This window comes from Limisphaera sp. VF-2 (genome assembly GCF_049537125.1).
Taxonomy (GTDB): Bacteria; Verrucomicrobiota; Verrucomicrobiia; order Limisphaerales; family Limisphaeraceae; genus Limisphaera.
The window spans coordinates 199,315-223,726 of sequence record NZ_JBMVQY010000001.1 but is presented as its reverse complement, the minus strand read 5'-3'; the positions used below and the strand labels follow the sequence as shown (position 1 = coordinate 223,726).

General features: G+C 65.2%; 13 protein-coding genes. 6 read left to right on the top strand and 7 right to left on the bottom strand.

What is annotated here, in order from left to right:
• Positions 1-5 precede the first annotated feature (5 nt).
• Positions 6-1,379: a bifunctional UDP-3-O-[3-hydroxymyristoyl] N-acetylglucosamine deacetylase/3-hydroxyacyl-ACP dehydratase gene (locus tag ACPDIT_RS00765; RefSeq protein ID WP_423440681.1), complete on the bottom strand. Its 1,374-nt coding sequence runs from the start codon at positions 1,377-1,379 to the stop codon at positions 6-8.
• 855 nt (positions 1,380-2,234) lie between these two features.
• Between ACPDIT_RS00765 and msrA the strand changes: the two genes are divergently transcribed.
• From msrA to ACPDIT_RS00750, 3 genes are all read left to right on the top strand, one after another.
• On the top strand, positions 2,235-2,795 hold the full coding sequence (gene msrA, locus ACPDIT_RS00760; protein WP_423440679.1) for a peptide-methionine (S)-S-oxide reductase MsrA: 561 nt from the start codon (positions 2,235-2,237) through the stop codon (positions 2,793-2,795).
• Between the two features lie 949 nt (positions 2,796-3,744).
• Positions 3,745-4,860 carry a hypothetical protein gene (locus ACPDIT_RS00755; RefSeq protein WP_423440677.1) on the top strand — a complete coding sequence of 372 codons (1,116 nt, stop codon included), beginning with the start codon at positions 3,745-3,747 and terminating at the stop codon, positions 4,858-4,860.
• Positions 4,861-4,902: 42 nt separating this feature from the next.
• Positions 4,903-8,610: a UvrD-helicase domain-containing protein gene (locus ACPDIT_RS00750; protein WP_423440675.1), complete on the top strand. Its 3,708-nt coding sequence runs from the start codon at positions 4,903-4,905 to the stop codon at positions 8,608-8,610.
• 1,131 nt (positions 8,611-9,741) lie between these two features.
• Here the strand turns inward: ACPDIT_RS00750 and ACPDIT_RS00745 are convergent.
• Entirely contained in the window at positions 9,742-10,293 is a 552-nt protein-coding gene (locus ACPDIT_RS00745; protein ID WP_423440673.1) for a hypothetical protein, read from the bottom strand.
• Positions 10,294-11,437: 1,144 nt separating this feature from the next.
• On the opposite strand from ACPDIT_RS00745, the gene ACPDIT_RS00740 reads away from it, so the two are divergent.
• Positions 11,438-12,217: a glycosyltransferase family 2 protein gene (locus tag ACPDIT_RS00740; RefSeq protein WP_423440671.1), complete on the top strand. Its 780-nt coding sequence runs from the start codon at positions 11,438-11,440 to the stop codon at positions 12,215-12,217.
• An 82-nt stretch (positions 12,218-12,299) separates the two neighbouring features.
• The gene (locus ACPDIT_RS00735) at positions 12,300-15,302 is read left to right on the top strand and encodes a bifunctional fucokinase/fucose-1-phosphate guanylyltransferase (RefSeq protein ID WP_423440669.1); all 3,003 of its coding nucleotides are present in this window, start codon (positions 12,300-12,302) and stop codon (positions 15,300-15,302) included.
• A gap of 144 nt (positions 15,303-15,446) precedes the next feature.
• Here the strand turns inward: ACPDIT_RS00735 and ACPDIT_RS00730 are convergent, their stop codons facing one another.
• Positions 15,447-16,610: a glycerate kinase gene (locus tag ACPDIT_RS00730; RefSeq protein ID WP_423440667.1), complete on the bottom strand. Its 1,164-nt coding sequence runs from the start codon at positions 16,608-16,610 to the stop codon at positions 15,447-15,449.
• 393 nt (positions 16,611-17,003) lie between these two features.
• Between ACPDIT_RS00730 and ACPDIT_RS00725 the strand changes: the two genes are divergently transcribed.
• Positions 17,004-17,933 (top strand): sugar phosphate isomerase/epimerase family protein, encoded by a 930-nt coding sequence (locus ACPDIT_RS00725; protein WP_423440666.1) that lies wholly within the window; start codon positions 17,004-17,006, stop codon positions 17,931-17,933.
• Between the two features lie 303 nt (positions 17,934-18,236).
• On the opposite strand, the gene ACPDIT_RS00720 is transcribed toward ACPDIT_RS00725, so the two are convergent.
• The 4 genes from ACPDIT_RS00720 to ACPDIT_RS00705 form a co-directional block, all read right to left on the bottom strand.
• The gene (locus tag ACPDIT_RS00720) at positions 18,237-19,040 is read right to left on the bottom strand and encodes a response regulator (protein ID WP_423440664.1); all 804 of its coding nucleotides are present in this window, start codon (positions 19,038-19,040) and stop codon (positions 18,237-18,239) included.
• Positions 19,041-20,213: 1,173 nt separating this feature from the next.
• Entirely contained in the window at positions 20,214-21,683 is a 1,470-nt protein-coding gene (gene gnd, locus ACPDIT_RS00715) for a decarboxylating NADP(+)-dependent phosphogluconate dehydrogenase (protein WP_423440662.1), read from the bottom strand.
• 48 nt (positions 21,684-21,731) lie between these two features.
• Entirely contained in the window at positions 21,732-22,817 is a 1,086-nt protein-coding gene (locus ACPDIT_RS00710) for a PfkB family carbohydrate kinase (protein ID WP_423440660.1), read from the bottom strand.
• Positions 22,738-24,108, bottom strand: coding sequence for a tagaturonate epimerase family protein (locus ACPDIT_RS00705; protein WP_423440658.1), 1,371 nt, complete (start codon positions 24,106-24,108; stop codon positions 22,738-22,740). Before ACPDIT_RS00705 ends, ACPDIT_RS00710 begins: the two co-directional genes overlap by 80 nt.
• Positions 24,109-24,412 lie beyond the last annotated feature (304 nt).

Here is a 24,412-nt window from a genome sequence, read left to right as displayed (position 1 = left end):
CCGGCCTAGGCGTCCATGAGCATGAACGTCACCACCGCCTCGCTCACCACCTCGCCCCGCACCTTGCAAACCCCGCGCGCTTTGCCCACCTTGCCCCGCGCTTTCAGAAGGTCCACCTCGATCACCAGGGTGTCGCCCGGCAGCACCGGCTTGCGCCACTTCACTTCTTCGGCCGACATGAAGTACGCGATTTGCGGCTTTTCGGCAAAACGCTTGCGCATCAGCACGCCCGCCACCTGGGCGATGGCTTCCAGTTGCAGCACACCGGGGAAGATCGGGTGCCCGGGGAAATGGCCCTGGAAGAAGGGCTCGTTGATGGTGACATTTTTGATGCCCACGATGCGGTCCTGTTCCAGCCGGGCGATGCGATCCACCAGAAGGAACGGGTACCGGTGCGGGATCAGCGCCATGATCTGCGACACATCCATGACGCAGCCATCCAGGGCCGGATCGTGCGCCGCGGGCGGTGGCGGCGGCGTCGGCTCCGTGGAGGGGGCGGGCGCGGGTGCCGAGGGCACAAACGGCGGCGCACCGCCCGCCCGGCGGCACCGCATCTCCAGCTGTCGGACCAACTCGCAGTTGGCGGCATGACTGGGCCGCACGGCCACCAGATGCCCCTGGATCGGCCGGCCGAACAGGGCCAGATCTCCCACGATGTCCAGCATTTTGTGCCGCACGAATTCTTCCGGATAACGGAGCGGCTCGGTGGTCAACACGGCATCGTCACGGATGACGATCGCATTTTCCAGGCTGCCTCCCTTGATCAACCCGTTCTTGATCAGGTACTCGATTTCCTCGAAAAAGCAGAACGTCCGCGCGTGTGCCAACTCACGCTCCCAGCTTTCGGGAGTGACGACCAGGGAAAAGAACTGGGTGTATCGGCCGGAGCGATCCGCACTGGTGCAGGAGATTTTGAACTCGGGGGCGGGCACCAGGTGCATGATGGTATCGTCCAGTTGCAGGGCCAGGGGCTCGGTTACCGCGTAGGGTTGCCGCGGTGCGTCCTGCGGCTGCAACCCCGCACTGTGAATCAACTTGCAATACTCTCGGGCGCTGCCGTCGGCGATCGGCGGTTCATTGGCATCCAGCTCCACGATGGCGTTGTCCACCCCGCATCCCCGCAGGGCTGCCAACACGTGCTCCACCGTGTGGATCCGGACGGGCCCCTTGCCGAGCGTGGTGGAGCGCTGCGTGTCCACGACGTTCTCCACGCGGGCCTCGATTTCGGGCCGGGCTTCCAGATCCACCCGACGAAAACGAATCCCGTGCCCGGGAGGTGCGGGCAACAGCGTCATGGTGACGCGATTGCCGCTGTGGAGCCCGATGCCTGAGTAGCTGACGGAACGCTTGATCGTCTGCTGCGGAACCACGGCCGGCATTACATCAATCTGTCCCGGGCATGGCAAGGCGGGAGGTCGTCGGCAGTCCGATCCCCGGGGCTTTTCCGAGACCCCACAGGCAGCGACCGTTACCGGGTCAGATCGTCCAAGGACCGGCGGCCTGCACCGGTTGGAAACACGGTTCCGGTAGAAAGGCGCTTCCTTGGAATCTCTTGCGCCGGCGAACCCGTCGGCCCCCGCCGGGGCTCGCGGCTCAACTCCGGCGGGCGCGAGGCCGCACCCTGGCTTGAGGACCGACCCCGCCAGCAGCCCTCCCAGATCAGTCGTGCGCCGGCCCGGGTTGGCATGGATCCGCCCCGACTTGATGTGTTCAGCCTCGTTGCTGCTGCGTTTCGGACGGGTTCGGCGTAAAAACACAGCCGTTCCCGTGGCCCGGCTGGTTCGGTCAGGGGGCGAAGAAGGATGATTCCGGAGCAGACGTGCGGCGGGGCAACTTGGACTTGCGCCCCATCCACTTCGGCCCGAACCGAGACAAGCCGGGCGAGGTCCAACTCAACGTGCCCCATGGGCCCTCGGGCGTGGCGCGCGCGGGGGCTGACCGCCGGTCGGACGCAGCGGGGGCGAGGGAAGTCGGGAGCGGCGCCCTCCGGCTGCAGGGTTCCTTCTGCCCGAATCCCTGATGAGGTCCGGTGTTCGACTCGGGGACACGTCCTCTGACCGATTTGTTCCGGGCGCGAGGGAACAGACGCGTCGTGCTGAGTTCCGAGCCGCTGCTGGCAGAGACGAGCGTTTTGAATTAGATTCGTGTCCGTCATGCGGACCCAACGGAGCCATGGCATGGCCGGGCGATGGTTCCCGGCCGGGCTGTTTCTTGTCGCATGGATGGGGTGGACCATGAACTCCCAGACACAATCGCTGCAGACCAATACGCCATCGCGCACGGCCACGGCGGTCTTCGGTGGCGGATGCTTCTGGTGTATGGAGGCCCTGTTTGAAACGATTCCGGGGGTCTTGTCCGTCACCAGCGGATATGCCGGCGGTCATGTCCCCCATCCCACGTATAAACAGGTCTGCAGCGGCACCACGGGTCACGCCGAGGTGATTCAGGTGGTTTACGACCCGGCTCGCATTCGTTACGAGGATTTGTTGGAGGCCTTCTGGGAAGCGCATGACCCCACGACCCTGAATCGGCAGGGGAACGACGTGGGACCCCAGTATCGCTCGATTATCTTGTACGCGGACGAGTCCCAGCGCCAGGCCGCGGAACGTTCGAAGGCCCGGGCAGCGAAACGCTTCTCGCGGCCCATCGTCACGGAGATTGTCCCCCTTGATCGGTTTTACCCCGCGGAGGCCTATCACCAGGATTACTTTCGCAAGAATCCGACGGAGGCGTATTGCCAGCTTGTGATTCGGCCCAAACTGGAGAAGTTTCAAAAGCGTCACACGTCGCGGTGAAGCTCCGCGGGACACGATTCCTGCCGGGCCCATAACGCCGGCCCCGTGGCCCGGGGGCGCTAAAGGGAGGCAGTGTGGCGGCCTTTGTGGAGCCGTTGGGTGGGAATCGGAAAACGGAGCCAGGGGCGATGGGCAAGCCGGACTCGTCGAGGTACGGCTGCTGGGTCGATCCCAACCCCTGCGCGAGGGAAGGGGCGGAGGGACCACCCTGCGGGATCCTGCGGTGGTAGAGTGCTTCTGATTTGCTTTGCTGCATCGAGCGGGGTTCCGCCCCGCCAGGGCCGAGGTTCCCGCGGCATAACTTCAGGGATGCTCCTGTCGCAGGGACGCAAAGAAGACACGAGGGCTTGCGAGGATCCTGGGAGGGCGTGAAGCATCGGAAGTTCTCGCGCCTCTGCATTTCCAGGTGCCGCCCGCCCCGGAGTGGTTTGCCGGAGACCGACCGCAACGCCGAGAGGTGGGGGCCGGAGCAGGACCCTTTGGAGTCCGGCTTCCGGCCGGGGGATCCGCACCACGGCGCTCGGCGGGTTCAGACAATCAGCAAGCGTGTTGTCCCGCGGAATCGCATCAGCCGCCCTGCATTGCTCGGCGAATTCTCCCGCTCGCGACGGTCACTTGCGCCGTGCTCTTGATCCGAGCCAGTGGGCAGGCCTGGTTGCGCACCGGTGGGTCCGGCACTTGTCGAGCCACTGCCAAGAATTGGATCGGGGGTTGGTGCAGGGACAGCCTGGGGACGGGGCTGAGCCGGCACAACACGCGGGGTTTCGCGGAGGGGCTCTGTTGCCGGGGCCGCAATGTTTGTTTCCGGGGCTGGCAGGGGTGGACGACCAGGTTTGCGCGAGTTGCGGGTGGGTGGCCGGTTCCACGGCCCTGGCCGGGCCTGTCGCTTGACACGCTCCGGGGAAGGTGTTTGCGTGGGCGCATGCATGCATCAGGGTCCGGTCCACTCATGAACCCGGCGCTTCGCCTGATTGTGGTGTTGGGATGCTGGATGGGGACCCCGGGAACACCCGGCGAGGCCGCGAGCCCGGCCGACACGCAGATCACCTGCCTGTCGATCCGTGTCAATCGTGGTACGGAACCTTTCGATCTGTTCGCTCTGGATTGTTCGTCGCTGCCCGATCGGATCAACGGGGAGCTGTTCCCGGTCTGGGGCGCGGATCCGTACACCCACGGCGCTTTGTTGACGCTTACCGACCTGGCCTGGTTCGAAGAGGTAAGGGGCAACCTGTTGCTCGAAATTCCTCTGCAGGACGACGACAGGAACGGTGTTCCCGATTTTTTCGAGGTCCGCCGCGCGGTCCTGTGGCAGGGCAGTGGAATTTATCAGTTGCAAGGGTTCGGCTCCGGTTCCGTGGAAGCGCGATGGACACGAGCTGCCGGCGATGCCACCGGAACCTGTGTGCTGAACCTCAAGATCAACCCGTTTCAGTCTCTGGCGGTTTTCACTCACAGGTTCGAGCTGCTGGAGTATCGGGGCAGGCTGAGCTATGCGAACGGTCCCCGCGAAATTGAGGGGTATGTCGAACTCCACGGTGCGGGGCGGCCCGGCGCCCGGTGGACCGGGCCGGTGCGGTTGCATCGAACTCCGGAGGCTCCCGCGGTCGAACTGATTCTTCTCCCGGGGGCCTGGACGAACGAATGGGACCAACCCCTCCCGTATCCCACGAACCATCTCGTTCGCGACGTTCGCACGGCCACCAACTACGCGGGCTATTTCGACTTCGAAGACGGGGAACCGGCCACGCCCGAACCGGATTATCTGACCTGGATCTGGACGGTGGCCGACCCGAATGATACGGATGGCGACGGCATCCCGGATCTGAGCGAGGATCCGGAGGCGTTGCCCGGGCCGGTGCGGTTGTGGATTCGGAAACAGGGCGATGCATGGGAACTTGCTGTTGAAAGCGCGCGGCTGGGGCTTTGTCAGGTGTTCGAGGCCACCAACCTCGAGAACCCGTTCTGGCAACCGGTCTTGACCGTGCCTCTTACCAACGCGAGCCAAACGATTCTGCGGATTCGTCCCGGCGCATCGCCCCGCTTTTGGCGGGTACGGGTGGATTAGGCGAACCGCTGCGCGCGGGTTTCCCAGGCAGGCTCCCTTGCCATGTTGACCGAAGCACAAAAGCGGGCAGTCGAAGCTCCGGGCAACGTCCTGGTGATGGCCGGGGCGGGCACCGGCAAAACCCGAACCCTGGTCGAGCGGGTGCTGCGGGTGCTGGTCCCGCCAGAGGATTCGGATCGGCTCACGGCCGGGGTGGAGCGGGTGTGCGTGACCGACTTGCTGGTCGTGACCTTTACCGAGGCGGCGGCGGCCGAACTGCGCGAACGAATTCGGCAGCGATTGGAGACCCTGGCGGGGCAGGAAACGGACCTCTTCTGGCACCAGCAGCTGGCCCTGCTCGACAACGCGTTTATCGGGACGCTGCACAGCTTCTGTTACCGGCTCGTCACCGAGCATTACGCCGAGTTGCACCTGGATCCGAAGCTGGTCGTGTTGGATGCCGGTGAGGCCGCGTTACGAAGCCATGAAGTGTTTCATGAGCTCCTGGAAGAGGTTTTGAGCGAAAGCTCTCCCCGGGCGGAGGCGCTGCGCTTTGTGTTTCGGGAGTATTTCGACGCGAATGAAGCGCGGCTGCGCGACCAGGTGCTTCGCGTGCATGCCTACAGCCAAAGTTTGGCAGACCCGGATGCCTGGTTCGAATCCCAGAAAGCCTACCTGGAGGATTCCAACCCCACACGTTGGCGCGAGTGGCTGCAAGAGGCTTTTCGTGCCTGGCAGGCGCGTTGGAAGGAGTGCATTCTGGCGCTATCCCCGGACGATTCAGGGGCCGCGTGTTGGCGGGAGCTCCTGGACCGGTCTGCGGCGCAGGAACCACCGGCCGGGTTCCTGGAGGATTGGGCGGTCCGCTACCGCCGTTTTCAAGCCGCTCTGGCGAAGCCTGCGAAAGGTCGTTCAACGCCCAATGCCCGTGGCGGGGATTTGAGACGCTGCCTGGAGGAGCTGCAGTTTCTGGGTTCCCTGCTTCCTGCAGCTGCCGGAAGTTCTCCGGAGGGTTCCCGGACGGATCCGCTGGGGCAGGACTGGGAGCAAATGCGCAAACCCATGGCGGCTCTGCTCGACCTCGTCCGGCGCTTTGACGAGGCCTATACCGCCGCCAAGCGTCAACGGGGCGAACTGGACTTCGCCGATCTGGAGCAGATGGCGCTGACGTTGCTCTGGGACCGCCGCAACCAGCGTCCCCGCCCCCTGGGAGAGCGTTTGCAACACCGGTTCCGCTGGGTCTTCGTGGACGAGTACCAGGACATCAATCCCGCCCAGGACCTGATCCTGCGCGCGGTCAGTCGTACTGCCGACCCGCCCAACCGCTTCCTGGTGGGCGACGTCAAGCAGAGTATCTACCGGTTCCGACGAGCCGACCCGGCCATTTTCCGGCAATATGCGGAAGCGTGGGCCCGGGCGGAGGACAGTCATGTGGTGCAGTTGACGGAGAATTTCAGAAGCCGGGCGGGATTGCTGGAGTTCGTCAACGAGGTGTTTTCCGTTTTGATGCATCCGGAGGTGGGTGGGGTGACTTATGGGCGCGAAGCCTGGTTGCGGAGTCCGTTGCCTCCGGAGAGTCCCCATGCGGACGAACAAAATGATCCGCCTGTGGAAATTCATTTGTGGACTCCGCCGCGCAAGGGCGCGACCGGGGCCGGAGAGGCGGTGTCGACGGAGGATGCGGAAGCGCCGGCCGAGGAGTTCAGCAAGGCCGAACGAGAGGCCAGGTTTCTTGCCGGGCGGCTGCGCCAGTTGCGCCAGGAACCACTCTGGGTGCGCGACCCGCAAACCGGTGAGCGCCGGCCGGTCCGTTACTCGGACATGGCGGTGTTGTTGCGATCGCCATCGCCGAAGATCGAGGCGTATGTGCGGGCCTTCGAGGCGATGCATGTGCCCCTGGAGGTCGCGCGGCGCGGGTTCTTCGAGACCCGGGAGGTGGCGGACCTGATCCACCTGCTCCAAATCCTGGATAATCCGCTGCAGGACCTGCCCCTGTTGGCGGTCCTGCGGTCGCCGCTGGTGGGACTGTCCCTGGACGAACTGGCGTGGATCTGTCGTCAGGACCGATCCTTGCCGGTCTGGTTGCGTCTTCACCGCTGGCTCGCGGCAGCTGGGAAGGAAGATCCGGCGGGCCCGGATCTGCGTGCGACGCGGCTGGTGCTGACGCGTTTCCTGCGCCGATACGAGCGGTGGCGTCAGCTGGCCCGTCAGGGGTCCGTAAGTCGATGTCTGGAGGAGATCCTGAACGAGACGTGTTATTTGGCGTGGATCGCCACCCAGCCCCGCGGCCGACTGGCCCGACAGCACGTGGAGTGGTGTCTGGAATGGGCGCGGCAGTACGACCGCTCCCGCGGCGAAGGACTCCATCATTTCCTGGCTCGAATGGAGGACTTCCAGGAAGAGGCCATCGAGCCGGAAGTGCCGTCAACCCCGGGGGTCGACGCCGTTCGGCTCCTGAGCATCCATCAGAGCAAGGGACTCGAGTTTCCCGTCGTGGTCGTGGCCGATCTGGGCAAGTCCTTCAACAAGCAGGACCTCCAGGGCGATGTCATCCTGGACGAGCAGTACGGCCTGGCGGCTCGATTGCGTTCGAGGGACGGCACCCGCACCTATCCCAGCCTGAGTTACTGGCTGGCCAGGCAGCGACAGACGAGGGAGATGCTGGGCGAAGAGTTGAGACTTTTGTACGTGGCGCTGACGCGTGCCCGAGATCGTTTGATCCTCAGCGGGGAAACCTCGAACCCTCAGGGGAGGGAAAGACAAGCCTCTTTGCGCAGCAACGTCATGGACCTCCTGAGCGCACGGTGTGTTTTGGACTGGCTTTTGCCGCGGCTCCGGGATCTGGGGTTGCCATCGGCGGAGGAACGTCTCACGGGCTCTACGCGGCTGTTTCAGTGGACATGGCATGAAGAAACCGGCCCTGGCCCCAGGGAGACTGTGGATGCGCACGCGGCCGGACCAAACAATGAGGAAACTCCTTTCCAGGTGACTCCGGAAATCGAATCCTGGGTGGGGGCCGAAGCGGAGCGTCTCTTGGGCCAACCGTATGCGTGGATGTCGGCGACCCGCGTACCGGCGAAAACCTCTGTGACCGCGGCCCAGAGGCAGGTTGAGGAGGAGCCCATGGGGCGGTTGTATGTCGGTCGGGCTTCCGCCCAGCGGCGGTTTCCCCGGCCGCCCCTGACGGCGGTGGAACGGGGCACGGCGCACCATCGGTTTTTGCGGTGGTTTCCGCTGGATACAGAGCCCGGGGTCGCGTCCTTTCGGGCTGCAGCGAACACGTTGGTCCAGCAGGGCCGACTCACCGCTGAGGAGGTCGCGGTCCTGGATTACGAGGCCCTCGTGCGGTTTTGGGGGTCCGATTTGGGGCGGCGTTTGCGCGCCGTGGCCGGCGCCGTGCACCGCGAACACGCGTTTACAGTCGCCCTGGAGGCCAACGAGATTCGGCGCCTGGTGGGGCAGCCGGTGGATCCGACCTTGGAGGGTGAACGCGTCGTGGTTCAGGGAGCGGCGGATCTGGTCGCGCTCCTGCCGGATCAAGTGTGGGTGGTGGACTTCAAGACCGACCAACTGAAAGAGGCCGAGTTGGACCGGCGCGTGGAGACTTATGCGCCGCAGTTGCGCCTGTATGCCCTGGCGCTCAGCCGCATTTATCGGCGTCCGGTCCGCCGACTTTGTTTGCATTTTCTCTCCGTGGGCAAGAGCGTGGAACTCTTGGGCGGAGGCGAAACTGCGGCCGGCCCGTCCGCGAGCGTCCCCGTCGGGAATTGACGCGTCCGCCCCTCGGTGAGGTTGCCGGCCTTGGCGCCGCCCGCGGTTCCTGACGAGCGGCTGGACTGAGGCGAGCAGGATGAAGTTCGCCGGGCACCCATGAAGATTCGAAGGCCGGGTTCGGGGACCGCCGGAACCGGCGGTGGTCTAAGTGGGGCGTTTGGAAAAGAACCAGAGGGTCGAGGACCGCCCGGCCGGCTCTTTGCGCGATGAGAACAAGCGTCGGGGCATGAGCGCCTGCCGGGAAACGGCCGAGCCCGGGCTCGGGGCCTGCCGCGGTTGCAAACTTCCTTCGCGAACTCTGGAAATGCCAATTGTCACGAAAACCGGCTTCCTGCACCTCCAAAGCACTTTCGCGGGCGCTCTTTCGCGGGGTTCCCTTTCGGCCGGCTGCTCGATTCCCTTTCTCGGGACCACATCTGGCCCGGCTCATCCCTGCGCACAGATGCCGTCGGAAAGGGTCGCCCTGCGGGTAACCAGGGAATTCGGTTTTTTCCGCCGTCCGAGAATTCGGAGGCGAGTTCCTCGCTGATGCCGGCATTCCGGACGGACTCGGGTGCGACTTGGACAGATTGCCGAGAGCCGCAAGGTATGCAACCAACCGAGCCCGGCTCCCGCACCCCTGCGCGGGCGGCGACGAGGTTCAATCACGTGGCCTCCGACGGAAAGCAGCAGAAGGTCCACCTGTGGAGTCGCCACTGCATGACGGCGGCGGTTCTTGGGAGGACGATGGGAGGCGGAGCTGGCCGCCGGGGAGGTGGAAACCGAAGACTTTCCAGGCAAAGGTGCGCTACCGGACACCGAATGGCTGACGACGGCGCTCGCCGGCGCCGGTTTGCAGAAAAGCACGCAATGCGAGTGATATCCGCGGGCCGGGCAGAGCCGCCGTATCGGCTCTTAGGGAGGCTCGCGAACAAAAAACGTTGCGTCGAACTGCACCCGTGGATGGCGCTCGTTTGCAGAGGTGCTTTCGGGCGGGGACCGGGTGATCGGTGCGACTGTCGCGGTGCCCCGGATCAGGTCACGAAAAAGGTTCGTTGGCCGGGTTGGCGAGATGAGCGTTTCGATGGGGGCAAAGGACGTGTGCACACCCCGCAGCGATGATCCGTTTGAATAACAGCTCTTCCCGGCTTATTCCTCTTCGTCGGACTCGTCGCCGCGCTCCCAGGTCTCCGTGTTCCATCCCTGGGCTTTCATGTGCCGCAAGAAATCCTCGGCGATTGGGATGTAATGTGCATATTTGGCTTCATAATCGATGCTGACCCGGGGCTCCGCCAAAAGCTTGGCCGTGAAGAGGGCCAGGGCCTGGTGGCGAGGCAGGCGGGCTGGAAGGGAGCTCAGGACCCATCGCAGCGTCCGGCCCGGCTCGCCGAGGTCATACCCCGCGGATTCGTCCACGATCACCAGCTCCCATTCGCGGAAGGATTTGCGGAGGCGAAAGTACAAGTCCCCTCCATAGCTCCAGGGCGGTCCCGCACTGTAGTGGAAAGATCCGAGTAATACGGCTTTCTTGCCGAGACGGATGTTGTCCGGTGCCTCGCAGCTGACGGCCACGAAGGCCTCGCGCAGCAGGTCCGGGGCGTCCTTGGGGAAATACCTTCGCCAACGCGGGGGCGACGTTGGTGCGGGAGGCTGATTGGGGACTTCGGAAGAACCTGGAGCGGAACTAACGTTGTCACTCATGCGTGAGATCCTTGCGGCCTCCGTCGCTCATGTCAAGCCCGGAAATAGGTCGCGGACAGCGTCGGGGCTCCAGGGACGGCCTGGGACGGCTTCCTGAAGGGGGGCAGGAGGTGGAGGCACTGGAAGAGAACTGGGTCTCGTGCCCGGCTGCCCGGCTTGGCGGACCTCAGGATTGGTGGCCATGAGGGACTGACGTAATGTAAGGGAAACCTTCAAGGCTGATCTTGTAGCGCGCCGAACTTCGCGGGGCGGGCAGGCTGCCGAGGTCGCACCTCCCGAGGTTTCGAACGGGGGCATGCGACATTTCATTTAAGTGTTGCGTTCGGGAGTCAGGCCAGGAGGGCGCAGAGGTCAATTGGCGACATGGGTGGCGGGCAGGAGCTGGATGGATGGCGCATTTCGACAGCATCGAAAGACAGGAATGTGGCAGGAGTGCTTTTGGGCGCAGGGTCTGAGGACCGGCGAGAGTGCGGTGATGAAACGTTGTCCTCGGGGCAGTGCGGGGAAGTGAATGGAATCGGGCGAATGGCTCGCCCAGGTGCGTGTGGCGGTGGGGTTGCGGCCGGCTGCCGGGGCTGGATCGGGTCCACCGGAAGGATTGGGTGACCCGGGCGCCGAGGGGGCGCGGTGTCAGTGCCGCGGCGTGAGGAGCCGACCGGATGCCTGTTCAAGTGGCTCCCATGCCGCGCCCGGATGGGTGGAGGGTCCGACCTGCCGCGCCATGGCCGAGGGACGTGGGATGCCATGGGGGAAGTCGGACGGGCAGATTTGCGGAGTCGGAGATCGTCGAAGGGGGACACCGGCAAAGACGCAAGAGCTGAAGAGGCGGCGAGCAGCTCGTGGGCGGGAGGGAATGGCCGTTCTGGGCGGGATGGGATTCGAGGTGGGCGGGCGTGGAAGGCCGGGCGCACGGGGAATGTGCCCGGTGGGTGGTCCCGGGCCGGCTTCAGACGCGGGCCAGCGCGTCAGCGCGCTGGTTGCTGGCGCAGCGTGAAACCGGGTCCGTGTCGGCTTCGGCCATTCGAGGGGTTGAACATCCGGAGGAAAGAGCGCGGTTGCGGGAGGGGACGGGCTGATTTTGGACTTCTCAATTCGGGGTGAGTTTCGGCAGCTTGGCGCGGCCTCGGGCAAGGTCGGACAAACGATGTATCGGGGAAGGAAAATCGTGGTGGTGATGCCCGCGTACAATGCGGCGCGGACGCTGCGTCGGACGTGGGAGGAGGTGCGTGCGCAGGAGATCGTGGATGAGATCATCGTGGTGGACGACCACAGCCGGGACGACACGGTGGCGATTGCACGGTCGCTGGAGGGGGTGCGGGTGCATGTGCATCCGGAGAATCGCGGCTACGGGGGAAACCAGAAGACGTGTTATCGCCTGGCCCTGGAGGCGGGAGCGGACATAGTGATCATGATTCATCCGGATTACCAATACACGCCGGCCTTGATCCCCGCGATGGCCTCGATGATTGCCAACGGGGTGTACGCGTGTGTCCTGGGGAGTCGGATCCTGGGAGGTCAGGCCCTGCGGGGCGGGATGCCGTGGTGGAAGTATGTGGCCAACCGGATCCTGACGCTGGTCGAGAACCTTCTGCTCGGGGCCAAATTGTCGGAATATCACACCGGATACCGGGCTTTTTCGGCGGAGGTGTTGCGCAGGATCAACTATGGGGTGAACTCGGACGATTTCGTGTTCGACAACCAGATCCTGGCACAGATTCTCTGGCATGGGTATGTCATCGGGGAGGTAAGTTGTCCCACGAAGTACTTTCCGGAGGCTTCCTCGATCGACTTTTGGCGCAGCGTCCGTTATGGGTGGGGTTGTCTGCAAACGGCGGTGGTTTATCGGTTGGCGCGGTGGGGATGGGTGAGGTCGCCGTTGTTTCCTCCGCGTGAGAGTGCGGCTCCGGGAGCGGGGGCGGACTGATCGGGGGACGGAAGACGCACCGGACACGGCCCGGACCGGCGCCGGGTGAAGGTGTGGAAGCTCCGGCACAGGCCGGGCCCGGATGAGCGAGTTACTGGTGGGGCATTTGTGCCGAGAAGAGATCGAAACCCATCGGGCGAGGGGAATGGTCTCGACAGGTGGGTCCGAGCGCTTCAATTTGCGCGGGCGTATGGGGAGCCGGGATGTATCCGTGCAGTATTTGATTTCTCTGCCTCCGGCCATGGCAGCGGCATTTCCGCGCCTGGAGGGGCGCGGGTTGCCCGCGTGGGTGGTGGCAGCGGATCCGCCGGGGCCCGGCATGGGCTCGGGCGCGGCGACGGCCCATTTACTGGCAACCGCATGGCGACTGACCGGCGCAGACCGGGGTTTCGAAGCCTGGTTGCGGGAGGGGCGCAAGTTGGTGTTGCATGCGGGGGGACAGAGTCGGCGCTTACCGGCGTATGCTCCGGTGGGCAAGCTGTTGCTGCCGTTGCCGGTGCTGCGCTGGAGCCGGGGGCAGCGACTGGACCAGACCTTGTTGGATGTACAGTTGCCCGAGTATGAGCGGCTCCTGCGTCATGCGCCCGAGCCGGCCTGTGTGTTGTTGACAAGCGGGGATGTACTGGTCCGGTTGGGTCGCCAGCTGCCCGAGTTTCCGGCGGTGGACGTGGTGGCGGTGGGGGTGCGGGTTCCACCGGAGGTGGCGCAGAACTTCGGCGTGTTGTTCTGCCCTCGGCGGCAGCCGGGGCGCCTGGCGTTCGCGCGCCAGAAACCTTCGGCAGCGGAGATCCGGCGGATGTCCCTGGAGTATCGTTGGAGCGTCGACACGGGGATTTGGTTGTTGAGTGCGCGGGCGGCACGGGTGTTGATGCGGAGATGCGGATGGGAGGAAGAATCCGGCGGGTTTTCGGAGGGGCGGCCGGTGTCCTACGAATTCTACGGAGGCTTTGCGTTGGCGTTGGGGACGGATCCGGTCCGGGACGATGCGGAGATTCGAGCGCTTTCGTGTGCCGTGGTCGAGTTACCGGAGGGGGAGTTTTACCATTTTGGGGCGACGGCCCAGATGATCGAGTCGGTGGTGTCCCTGCAAAACCGGGTATCTGGGGAGTGGACGGACCAGCGGCATCCGGACCAGGTGCTGCAGAATTGTCGGGTGGCGCCGGTGCTGGACCGGGAGCGGCACCATACGTTGTGGATCGAGAACAGCGTGGTGAGTGGGGCGTGGCATCTGGGACATGAGCAGGTGATCACCGGGGTGCCGGAGAACGACTGGCCGTTGCGATTGCCCTCCGGAGTTTGTCTGGACCTGGTGCCCGTGGACGAGGAGGCCTGGTGTGTGCGGGTGTATGGCTTTCGGGACGGTTTTCGGGGCGCATGGAATGAGGCAACCACGCGATGGCTGGGTCGGCCGGCGTTCGAGTGGTTCGTGCGGCGGGGTCTGGATGGCAGCACCGCCGGACTGGCCCCGGGACTGGACTTACAGTTTTGTCCGTTGTTCCCCGTGGTGACGGAGCGCGAACTGGATCCGGAGTTCGTGCAGTGGTTGGTCTCGGGCGAGGGAACGCAAGGGGATCGATGGGCGCGGTTTTGGCAGCAGGTGGAACGGCTGTCGGCAGCGCAACTGGCGCTGCGGGTGAACCCCGACCGGTTGTACGCACAGCGGGAACGATTGCGACGTGAGGCGGCGCGGGCGTTGCGGCGGCATTGCCGCTGGAGTGTGTTTTCGCGGTTGGATCTGGAGGCCACGGCGCGGCTGGTGGCGGCCGAGGCCGACGGGTGGGAGGCGTTGGCGTTCGGGGACGACGACCCGCCGATGTTGGCGGTGCGGGAGGCGATGTTTCAGGCGGCAGTGAGACGGGTGCGGGGGGAAGCCGACTGGGAGGGGTTGGAGCGCCAGGCCTTTGAGCGCTTGCAGGAGATGCTGGTGCGCGAGGCGCAAGTGACGCCGGCGAATCCGAGGCGTGTGGTGTTGGAGGATCAGATCGTGTGGGCACGCAGTCCCGTCCGGTTGGATTTGGCAGGGGGTTGGACCGACACACCGCCCTATTGCCTGGAACACGGGGGACGCGTGGTCAATGTGGCGGTGGATCTGAACGGGCAACCCCCCATTCAGGTCTTTGCGAAATGCATTCCGGAGCCGGTGTTGGTGATCCGGTCGATCGACCTGAGTGCCGAGACGAGGCTGCGGACGTTTGCGGACCTGGAGGCGTATGGGGAGCCGGGAAACCCCTTCGGGTTGGCGCGGGCTGCCTTGGCGCTGGCGGGGTTTCTGCCGCGGTTCCATGTGCATGGTGGATTCGCGAGCCTCGAGGAGCAACTGCGGGAATTCGGGGGCGGGATCGAGCTTTCGCTGGTGGCCGCGGTGCCCAAGGGCAGTGGGCTGGGGACGAGCAGCATTTTGGGGATGACGCTCCTGGCCGCCCTGTCGGATTTGTGCGGGCTGGATTGGGATCGGGAGACGCTTTGCCAGAAGACGCTCGTGCTGGAGCAGTTGCTGGGGACGGGGGGTGGATGGCAGGACCAGGTGGGGGCGATGGAGCGCGGAGTGAAGTTGATCGAAACGCGGCCCGGCTTGCGTCAGACCCCGCAGTTGCACTGGCTGCCGCAGCACTTGTTGGAGCAGCCCCCCGTGGCGCAGTGCTTTTTGTTGTATTACACGGGGCTGACGCGACTGGCGCGCAACATCCTCGGCGAAGTGGTGCGATCGATGTTTTTGAACGACGCCCCATCGTTGGCAGTGCTGGAGGAGATTGGCCGGAATGCAGAGCGGGCTGCACTGGCAATTCAGCGGTGCGATGCAGCGGGGCTGGCCGAGTGCATCCGGGAAAGCTGGCGCCTCAATCAGCAGTTGGATCCCGGGACCAATCCGCCGGGGGTACAGGCGATTCTGGACGCGGTGGCGTCCGATCTGGCTGCAGCGAAATTGGCCGGTGCGGGCGGGGGTGGCTACCTGTTGATGTTGGCAAGAGATCCGTTCGCGGCGCAGCGGATTCGGGAGCGATTGACGCGGAATCCGCCCAATCCGCGGGCCCGCTTTGTGGACTTCACGATTTCCGCGACCGGCTTGCAGGTCACGCGAAGTTAGCTTCTCACGGAAGCCACTGCCGGTGCGCGTCAGGTCGGGCCCGCGAGGTTGTTCCGGCATTACCTCGCGGCCGAACCGGGTGCCGATACACAGGGGCTTGGGTGTTCGGAGCCGGGGCTGCGCAGGGAGGAAGTCAGGCCGGACTCAACTGTCGGCACGCTTGCGCGTTTCGGCCGGCGGGTTGCTCACGAGATCAACCGACCAGTCGCGGGCTGCGCGTTCGGCCAATTCTGCGAGGGCTTCGGCGGCCCGGGTTTGGGCCCGAACTTCGTCGAAAGCCGAGGTGAGGGCATAGGTGCGCCGGAACCACTCGGAAAGGTCCGGCCATGGGGTGAGCCGGCCCACCAGGGCGAGACACGGCACGCGGCGGCGACGGCAGGCAAGGGCGATTTGGCCGACTCCTTTGCCCATGAGGCTGGAACGATCGAGGCCGCCTTCACCCGTGATGACGAGGTCCGCGGCGCGGAGCCGTTGCCAGAGGCGGGCGTGGCGGGCCACCCAGGCAAACCCGGGAACCAGTCGGCCCCGGGCGAAGGCCAGCACGCCGAAGCCCAGTCCTCCGGCAGCGCCGGCTCCCGGCTGGTTGGCCAACGGACGTCGCCAAAACTCCTCCATGACCGTGGCCAGCCGCCGCAGGCAACGCTCCGCCAGCGGGAAATCCTCGGGACGGAGGCCTTTTTGGGGGCCGTAAATGCGCGTGGCCCCGCGCGGACCGAGCAGGGGATTGGTGACGTCCACTGCGGCGGTGAGACTTCGGAACAGCGCGGGGCACGGCGGGGGTTCGACGCGTGCCAGCCGGGACAGTTCCGTCCAGCGCAGCAGCTCGCGGCCGCGTCGGTCGTAGAACCGCCAACCGAGTGCGCGGCCCAGGCCGAACCCTCCGTCGTTGGTTGCACTGCCTCCCAGCCCGAGGAGCACGCGGGAGGCTCCACTGCGGGCCACGCGCCGCAGGAGTGCACCCAGGCCGGACGTGTCGAGTTCAAACGGATGAAACCGCCCCGGTGGCAGTCGGGCCAGTCCGATGGCCCGGGCGGACTCGACGAGCGCGAGGTTGCGGGAGGGAACCCACCACCAACGCACCCGACAGGGTCGGCCTGCCGCATCGATCGTGCTCGCATGCCGGGTTTGGGCGCCGAGCAGGTGCCCACACACTTCCCCAAATCCATCGCCACCGTCGCTGATCGGCAGAAGATCGAGCGTGTCCCGGGGCCGAACCCGGTGCCAGCCGCGCGCGATGGCTCGGGCTGCTTGCAGGGCGGTGAGGGTGCCTTTGAACTTGTCCGGACAGATCAAGACGTGGCAGCGCACGCGGGGAAGATCAGCAAAGGGCAGGCTCGGGGCAATTCTCGAGTCCGGCGGAAGGTTCTCTTCCCGCTGACGCCGGCCCCGAAGATCCCGGTCTTTGGGCCCATGGGGCCCGGGGACGTCAAAACCGTTCTGCCGCCGGCCGTCGAGGAGGCTCCTCCGCCATTGGGCCCCCGACGGGGATCACACCCCTTGCGATTCCGACGACAAACCACGCGGAGAGCCCGGCCGACACGAAAAGTGTGTCCAAAGGCTCCCTGCGCAAGGATTCATGGCCGAGGAAGGTGCGGGTTCATGGAAACAAGGCCGGGAAGGGTGGCGACGGGGGGCAATGGGCAGGCGAGCGTGGACAAGGAGTCCTTGTACAGACATCGATGCCGGGCCACTCTGGTGCTCATGAGCGTTCACGAGCGTTTGACCCGGCGAGAGTTCGTGCGCACCTGCCTCGGGGTCGGAGTCTGGGCGGTGGCCTGCCGAAGTCGGGCAGCCGAATCGGCGTCTCGGCCCATGCCGCCGGTGGCGTTGTTTGACAAAGTCTGTGTGCAGGCCGGCTTGAGCCTGGAGGAGACGGCCGACCTGGTGGCTTCCAGCGGGGCGGACGGAGTGGATTGTGCGGTACGGCCCCGCGATCGAATCGAGCCCGAGCGCGTGCGCGAGGATCTACCCCGGTATGCGGAATTGCTTCGGGCCCGGGGAAAACGGGTGTGGCTGTTGACGACGGCGATTCTGTCGCCGGAGTCTCCGCACGCCCGGGAGGTGCTGGAGACGGCCCGAGGTTTGGGCGTGAAGTACTACCGGGTTGGGTTTCTTCGGAAGGATCCCGATCAACCGACCGAGTCGCAGCTTCGATGGGTGCGGGAGCGGCTACGGGCGCTGGCCGCGTGGAATCGTGAGCTCGGCATGTGTGCCCTGTTGCAGAATCACTCTCCGGCCGGGTCGAGCCAGTACCTCGGAGGCGACCTGCGCGAAATGCTTGCGCTCGTGGAAGGGTTTCCTCCGGATACCGTAGCGGTGGCGTTCGACCCGGGGCATGCGTTGCTGGTGCACGGGGACGAGTGGCGGGACCACTTCGAGCGGCTGCGATCGCATGTGGGCGTGGTGTACGTCAAGGACACCGATCGGAAGCGCCGCTTCGTGCCCTTCGGAGAAGGGGAGTTCGGCCGGATGAGGCTTTTCCCTCGATTGCGCGAGCAGGGGTATGCCGCGCCGTTTTCCCTGCACATCGAGTTCGACTGGGTCGGGTCGGGGCAGCGCACTCGCGAACGCCTGGAGCAGGCGGTCCGGGAGAGTCTGCAGGTGCTGCGGCGCTGGTGGGAGACGGGGTGAGAGGGCGGCCCCGAGAATCGGGGAACCTCATGTGGGTTGGCTCCGGGGTGTGGGGAAACGCCCCGTGGGTTTATCGGGGTCCGGGTTCTGACAGGATCCGGTTCGGGACCGCCGACGGGGCCGAGTCGAGGCGTGCTGCGGAAGGTTGCCGGAACCACGGCGCGCAAAGGTGGCCGGTCCGGAAAGGAGCTGGGAAGGAACCGAAGGTGTCTGGCGCCGGGTTGAAAGGGAGCGCCCCTGAAACGTGCCGTGGACAAGTGGGCAAACGACCAGGCAAAGGACGGCCTATTGCGGTCCGGAGCTCTAGCTGGTGGTGGCCGTGTGGTTCTGGGGTGGAAGGTGTTGGGCCGACACCAGTCCCTTGGCCACGGCGTAGCGGGTCAAGCCGGCGACGGTGTGGATCCCCAGTTTCTCCATGATGTGTTGACGATGGGTCTCGACGGTGCGGATGCCCACGCCCAGGCGTTCGGCGATTTGTTTGTTGCTGAGCCCTTCGGCGATCCCGATGAGCACCTGCCTTTCTCGCGGTGTAAGTTCGGGGACGGCACTGGCGGCGCCTTCGGACAACACCATTTGTTGCAGCGCCAGCCGCGCCACATCGGCACTGAAAAAGGATTCGCCACGGTAGACGGCCTGGATGGCCTGGAGGAGTTCCTGGGGGTCGGCCTCCTTGGAGACGTATCCGCGGGCCCCGCTCTGGAGGATGCGCAGGATGTACTCCGTGTTCGCGTGCATGGAGAGGATGAGGACCTTTACGTCGGGGAATTGACGCCGCACAGCCTCCGTGAGGGCCAGGCCGTCCATGCGCGGCATGTCCAGGTCGGTCAGGACCACGTCCGGCTGCACGGCGGGGATGAGCTCCAGGGCTTCCTTTCCGTCGGCGGCCTCGCCGACCACGACCAGGCCGGGCTGCCGTTGCAAACAGGAGCGGATGCCTCGACGGACGACGGGATGGTCGTCCACGACCAAGATGCGGATGGGACCAGACGTCATGACCGGGATGGGTGTTGGGCTCCGAGCTTCCATGGCCGTGGCAGTATCGGCCAGCGTGCGGAAGAACCGGATCGCCACGTCATGTTGGAGGGTTTCGCATACATCACCGTTCACCTCGTTGCAATGTACCCCAATTCCCATGTTCCGCTCCCGGGTCTCGTTCTCGAAGCGTGTCCTGTTGCGCCGGCGGGTCCGGGTCTGTGACGTCGCCCTGCCCGGTCGGGCATGCCGACTCGTGATTTCGGATTTCGATCTCTGCGGCCATTGCGGACAGGATTGCCGAGAACGCCCTCCAGACTAACAGCGCGAGCGGGCTTCACAATCGGGAATGAACCCTGATGTTGTCCCGGGAAAGTTCCGGTCCTTGGCCGGGGGGAAACCGGGGAATCGTCCGTAAGAAACCGTATCAGGCATCGGGTCAGGACCGGACAAGCGGGCGCAAAAACTGAGGAAGACGGGCGCGTCGACCACGGTGTGTTACGGAGCATGGGGTTGGATCGCACTTGGAATCGAAGCAGCGGTCACGCGGTTGCGTTACGGGCAAGGCGCTCGCGGCAAGCTTGGTTGAGGTTCTTGCGGGATGTCGTGCCTTTTCAACCCGCTTCCGTAATCGGCCATGACAATTGCCGGACGGGAGGTCTCTGGCCCTTGCGAACGCGTGGGTGTGCCGCCCATTGGCTGCCCGCCGGGGTGCGAGGATGAAGATTCTGGCGATGGGCGAGCAGGCGGGGCTGCGGCGCTTCGGGGGCCCTTGGGGCGGCTGCGGATCTCAATCCATGGCAGCCTGGGGAACCCTTTTCCCGCGGAAAACGCCCATGCTCCAAACGACCTGGGCAAGATGCTCTTGGCAAAGGCGGCATCTCCTGGGCCTCATCGGACTGCGATCCGTTCGGCTTTCGACAAATCAGCCGACGAGTGGCGTGCAGGCCGCACAGTTCCGGGAAGAGGCCGGGCCATGTGGGGGATTGCGTGGGGGGATGAGGGCCGTGAGCCAATCATGCGGCCTCCAGATGCGTTCGAAAGGCGGGGGATATCATAGCCGCCGACGGGCGTTGGCGGACAACCCGCCGGCGGGCTGTCCACGCGTCTCCGGGGTTTCCCTTTTGAGGCCACGATGGGTCTTGAGGGCTCGGGTCCGCCGCCTGGCGGCGGGGGCCGGCAGTTCCCAGATCCGTAGCCGCTGACGGGAGCCGGCGGAAAACCCATCCCGGCGCGATGGAGCGCGGAAAAAAAAACGCCCGCCCGGAGGGCGTGGCTCTCCCGGGCGGGCGTGAAATGTTCGATGGGTCAGACGGTGTAAGAACCGCTCGCGACGCGGCCGCCGTGGCCGGTCCAGTTGGTGTGGAAGAACTGGCCGCGCGGCCGGTCGATGCGCTCGTAGGTGTGGGCGCCGAAGTAGTCCCGCTGGGCCTGGAGCAGGTTGGCGGGGAGGCGCTCGCTGCGGATGCCGTCAAAGAAGGCCAGGGCGGTGCTGAAGGCCGGCACGGGGATGCCTTTCAGGGCGGCGGTGCTTACCACTTTCCGCCATGAGGTCAGGCCGCTCTTGATGGCCTCGGCGAAGAACGGATCCAGGAGGAGGTTGTCGAGATCGGGATTCTTGTCGAAGGCCTTTTTGATTTCGCCGAGGAAGACGCTGCGGATGATGCAGCCGCCGCGCCAGAGCAACGCGATGCTGCCGTAGTTGAGGTTCCAGCCGTATTGTTTGGCCGCGGCCCGCATCAGCATGAAGCCCTGGGCGTAGCTGACGATCTTGGAGGCGTAGAGGGCGCGTCGCAGATCCTCCAGCCACGTTTGCCGGTCGCCCTCGAAGCGGGCGGGTTGGCCCGGGAACACTTTGGCGGCCTGCATACGATGTTCCTTGAAGGACGAGACGCATCGAGCGTACACCGCCTCGGCGATCAGGGTGACGGGGATGCCGAGTTCGGCCGAGGACATGACGGTCCACTTGCCCGTACCCTTTTGGCCCGCGGTGTCGAGGATTTTATCCACGAGGGGTTGGCCATCCTCGTCCTTGAAGGCCAGGATGTCGCGGGTGATTTCGATGAGGTACGATTGGAGTTCGGCCTGGTTCCACTGACCGAAGACGGCGCTCATTTCGTCGGCGCTCATTCCGAGGCCGTCTTTCATGATGTGATAGGCCTCGGCGATGAGTTGCATGTCGCCGTACTCGATGCCGTTGTGAACCATTTTCACGTAGTGGCCGGCGCCGTTTTCGCCCACCCAATCGCAGCAGGGTTCGACCTGCCCGGTTTTGGGATCGGTGACCTTGGCGGCAATGGCCTGGAAGATGGGTTTGACGTGCGGCCAGGCCGCGGGGCTGCCTCCGGGCATGATGGAGGGGCCGTGGCGGGCGCCCTCCTCGCCGCCGCTGACCCCGGTGCCGATGTACAGGAGCCCCTTGCTTTCGACGTACCGGGTGCGGCGGATGGTGTCCTCGAAATTCGAATTGCCGCCGTCGATGATGATGTCGCCCGGCTCCAGGACCGTGAGGAGCTGTTCGATGAACTCGTCGACCGGCGGGCCGGCCTTGACCATGAGCATGACGCGGCGCGGCTTTTTGAGCAGGGCGGCCATTTCCTGCAGGGAATGGGCGCCGAGGACGCGCGTGCCCCTGGCCTCGTTGGCGAGGAATTCGTCCACCTTGGACGTGGTGCGGTTGTAGGCCACGACGGTGAAGCCGTGGTCATTCATGTTGAGGATCAGGTTCTGGCCCATGACGGCCAGCCCGATGACGGCGATGTCAGCTTTCGGTTCCATAATTGCGCAAGCACGGGTTGGTGGTTGCAGGTGGGCGGGGCCAAAGACTCAGCGTTGGATGCGGGCGGAGCCCCCGCGGGCAAACGCCTCGACCTGTTCGAGGGTGACCATGGTGGTGTCGCCGGGCGTGGTGGTGAGCAGCGCCCCATGGGCCCAGCCCAGCCGGACGCAGTCTTCGGGGGACCGGCCGGTGAGCATGCCGTAGAAAAGGCCGGAGGCGAAACCGTCGCCCCCGCCCACGCGGTCGTACACGTCCAGTTCGCACGTGGGCGCCTGATACACCTTGCCGTTGATCCAGGCCACGGCGCTCCAGCGGTGGCGGTTGGTGGAGAGCACCTCGCGCAAGGTGGTGGCCACGACGCGGATTTGGGGATAGGTCTTGACCACGGTGTCCATCATGCTGATGAACACCGCCGGATCAAGCTGGGAGGTGGCGTGCACATCCGGCCCCTTCAGCCCGAGGCCCTTTTGCAGATCCTCCTCGTTGCCCACCAGCACGTCCACGTGCTGCACGATCTCCCGCATGACGGCCACGGCGCGGTCCTGACCACCCCAGACATCCCAGAGTTTCTGGCGATAGTTCAGGTCGAAGGAGGTGACGGCTCCAGCCGCCTTGGCCGCCTGCATCGCTTCGATGATCAAGGGTCCGGTGGTTTCGGACAGGGAGGCGAAAATGCCGCCGCTGTGGAACCAGCGGACCCCCTGGGCGAAGATGCTCTTCCAGTCGAAATCGCCCGGTTTCAGCAGGGCACCGGCCTCGTTGCTGCGGTTGTAGAACACCACCGGGGGCCGAACGCCGAAGCCGCGGTCGCTGTACACGATGGCGTGGTTGGGTCCCCGCACGCCGTCGTGTTTGAAGCGTTTGTAGAAGGGTTTGACGCCCATGGCCCGGACGCGTTCGGCAATGAGATCGCCGATGGGGTATTCGACCAGGGCGGTGGCAATCCCGGTTTGGAGACGGAAGCAGTCCGCGAGGTTGGCGGCGCAGTTGAATTCACCGCCACTGACGTGGATTCGGCACTCGGTGGCCTTCCGGAACGGCACCACGCCCGGATCAAGCCGGTGCACCAGGGCACCGAGCGCCAGGAAGTCCAGCGAACCGGTCTTGGGGATCTTCAGTCCGTAGTCGTTCATGGTTCAAGGATGTTGGGTGTTCTTTGGGATGCTCGCCCACAAAGATGGGGCGCAGATGACGTTCGTAGAGGTTGGCTGTGACGAGTGAGGCAATGTGCTCGCTGTGTTGCTCGAGCAAATCCAGAAAGGCACGGCCCTTCCGGGCGGCCAGTTTGTAGCCGACATGGAAGAGCTGGCGCAGGTGAGGGTTGAACGCGGGATGCCGGGGGTCGTGTCGCAGGGCGGCGGCGAATTCCTCGGGGCTCCACCGGTTCACCTGTTCCACGGACGGAAGCCGGTGCCGATCGATGTCGATGACCGCGGCGTACGGGGCGCAAAGTTCGTCGATGTGCGCCAGGGCCTCGGCGTACAGCGTGCGGGCCAGGGCCAGGCCCGCGCCGCCGGACTCGATCAGGCCCAGAAGCTCTTCCAGCCAGGTGGTGCCCGCGGTCTTGACGTGGAGGCCGACGTCGTGTTTCCGCATCACGCGGTGCAGAATGGGGTACAGGGAAAACTTGTCGCTGCCGGAGTGGACACTGAGCTTCAGGTTCGGCGGCAGACCGTAGTGGGTCCGGGCAAATCGCAGGACGGCCAGGAACTCGTGCAGTTGCCGCTCGAACGCCTGCAGGTCGCCCACGTAATCCACGCCCTTGTTGAAGCGGCCCACAAACCGGGGCGCCACGGTTTGAACGGGCACGCCGGCATCGGCCAGTGCGGCCAGGATGACGAGCAACTCGAGGGCCGTCTGGGGCTGGTCGGTTTCGTCCATCGAAACCTCGACGATGAAGCTGCCCGGGGGCTTGGCGCCGGCGATGATCCGGTAGGCCGTGGCGGCGGATTCGACGGCCTGCAGGTAGCGGCAGGCGGCCTGCTCCACTTCTCGGGTACGGACCTCCAACGGCGTGTCCAAGCCGGGGAGCTCGAGCCGGTCCGACAATTCCGGGTGGCGTCGGAGGAAATTGGTCACGCGGTCGGTGGGGGCGGGCCGGCCGATGGCCTCGGCCACGTCGAGGGTGAAGTAATCGCAGTGGGGAAGGTAGGGCTCGACAATGTCCGGGCGAATGTGGTCGGCATCCACATGCCAGGGTCGATCCCAGCCGGCGGCTCGCACGGCAGCCTCGGCGGCCGCCCGCACGCTTTCGGGCCGCGATCCGATGATTTGGTGTTCGCGGTGAGATTTGTTCCAGACGGGAATGACCTCCACGCCCGCGGCCAGGGCCTGTTGACAGGCGGCCAACTGCGCGCGGGCCTGGTGACCGAACCGGTCGCCCACGCCCACCGAGTATTTTGCCAACTGCAGAGACGTTTCCATGCTCGCGATCGGGCGCTTATGTGCTGACAAGCGCCACCGTGAAACAGCTTATCCAAACGGGCATCGGGCGGAAGCTGTGAATTTGTGCATGGGGGCTTGAGAAAATTGCAAGGGTGCGGCCGGCGTGGTCGGACGCGTGCCCAAATTTCAAGGCATCTTGCAAAAACTCGGCAGGACAGTCTCGGGTCCTTGGCCTAGAATGATCGAGGACGCCCGGCGAGGGGACAGCCCAGGCATGGACGCGTGGGCAAGCGGCCTTGAGAACGCTGCCTCCTCCCGCGGCCGGATTTGGACTCAGAAATGA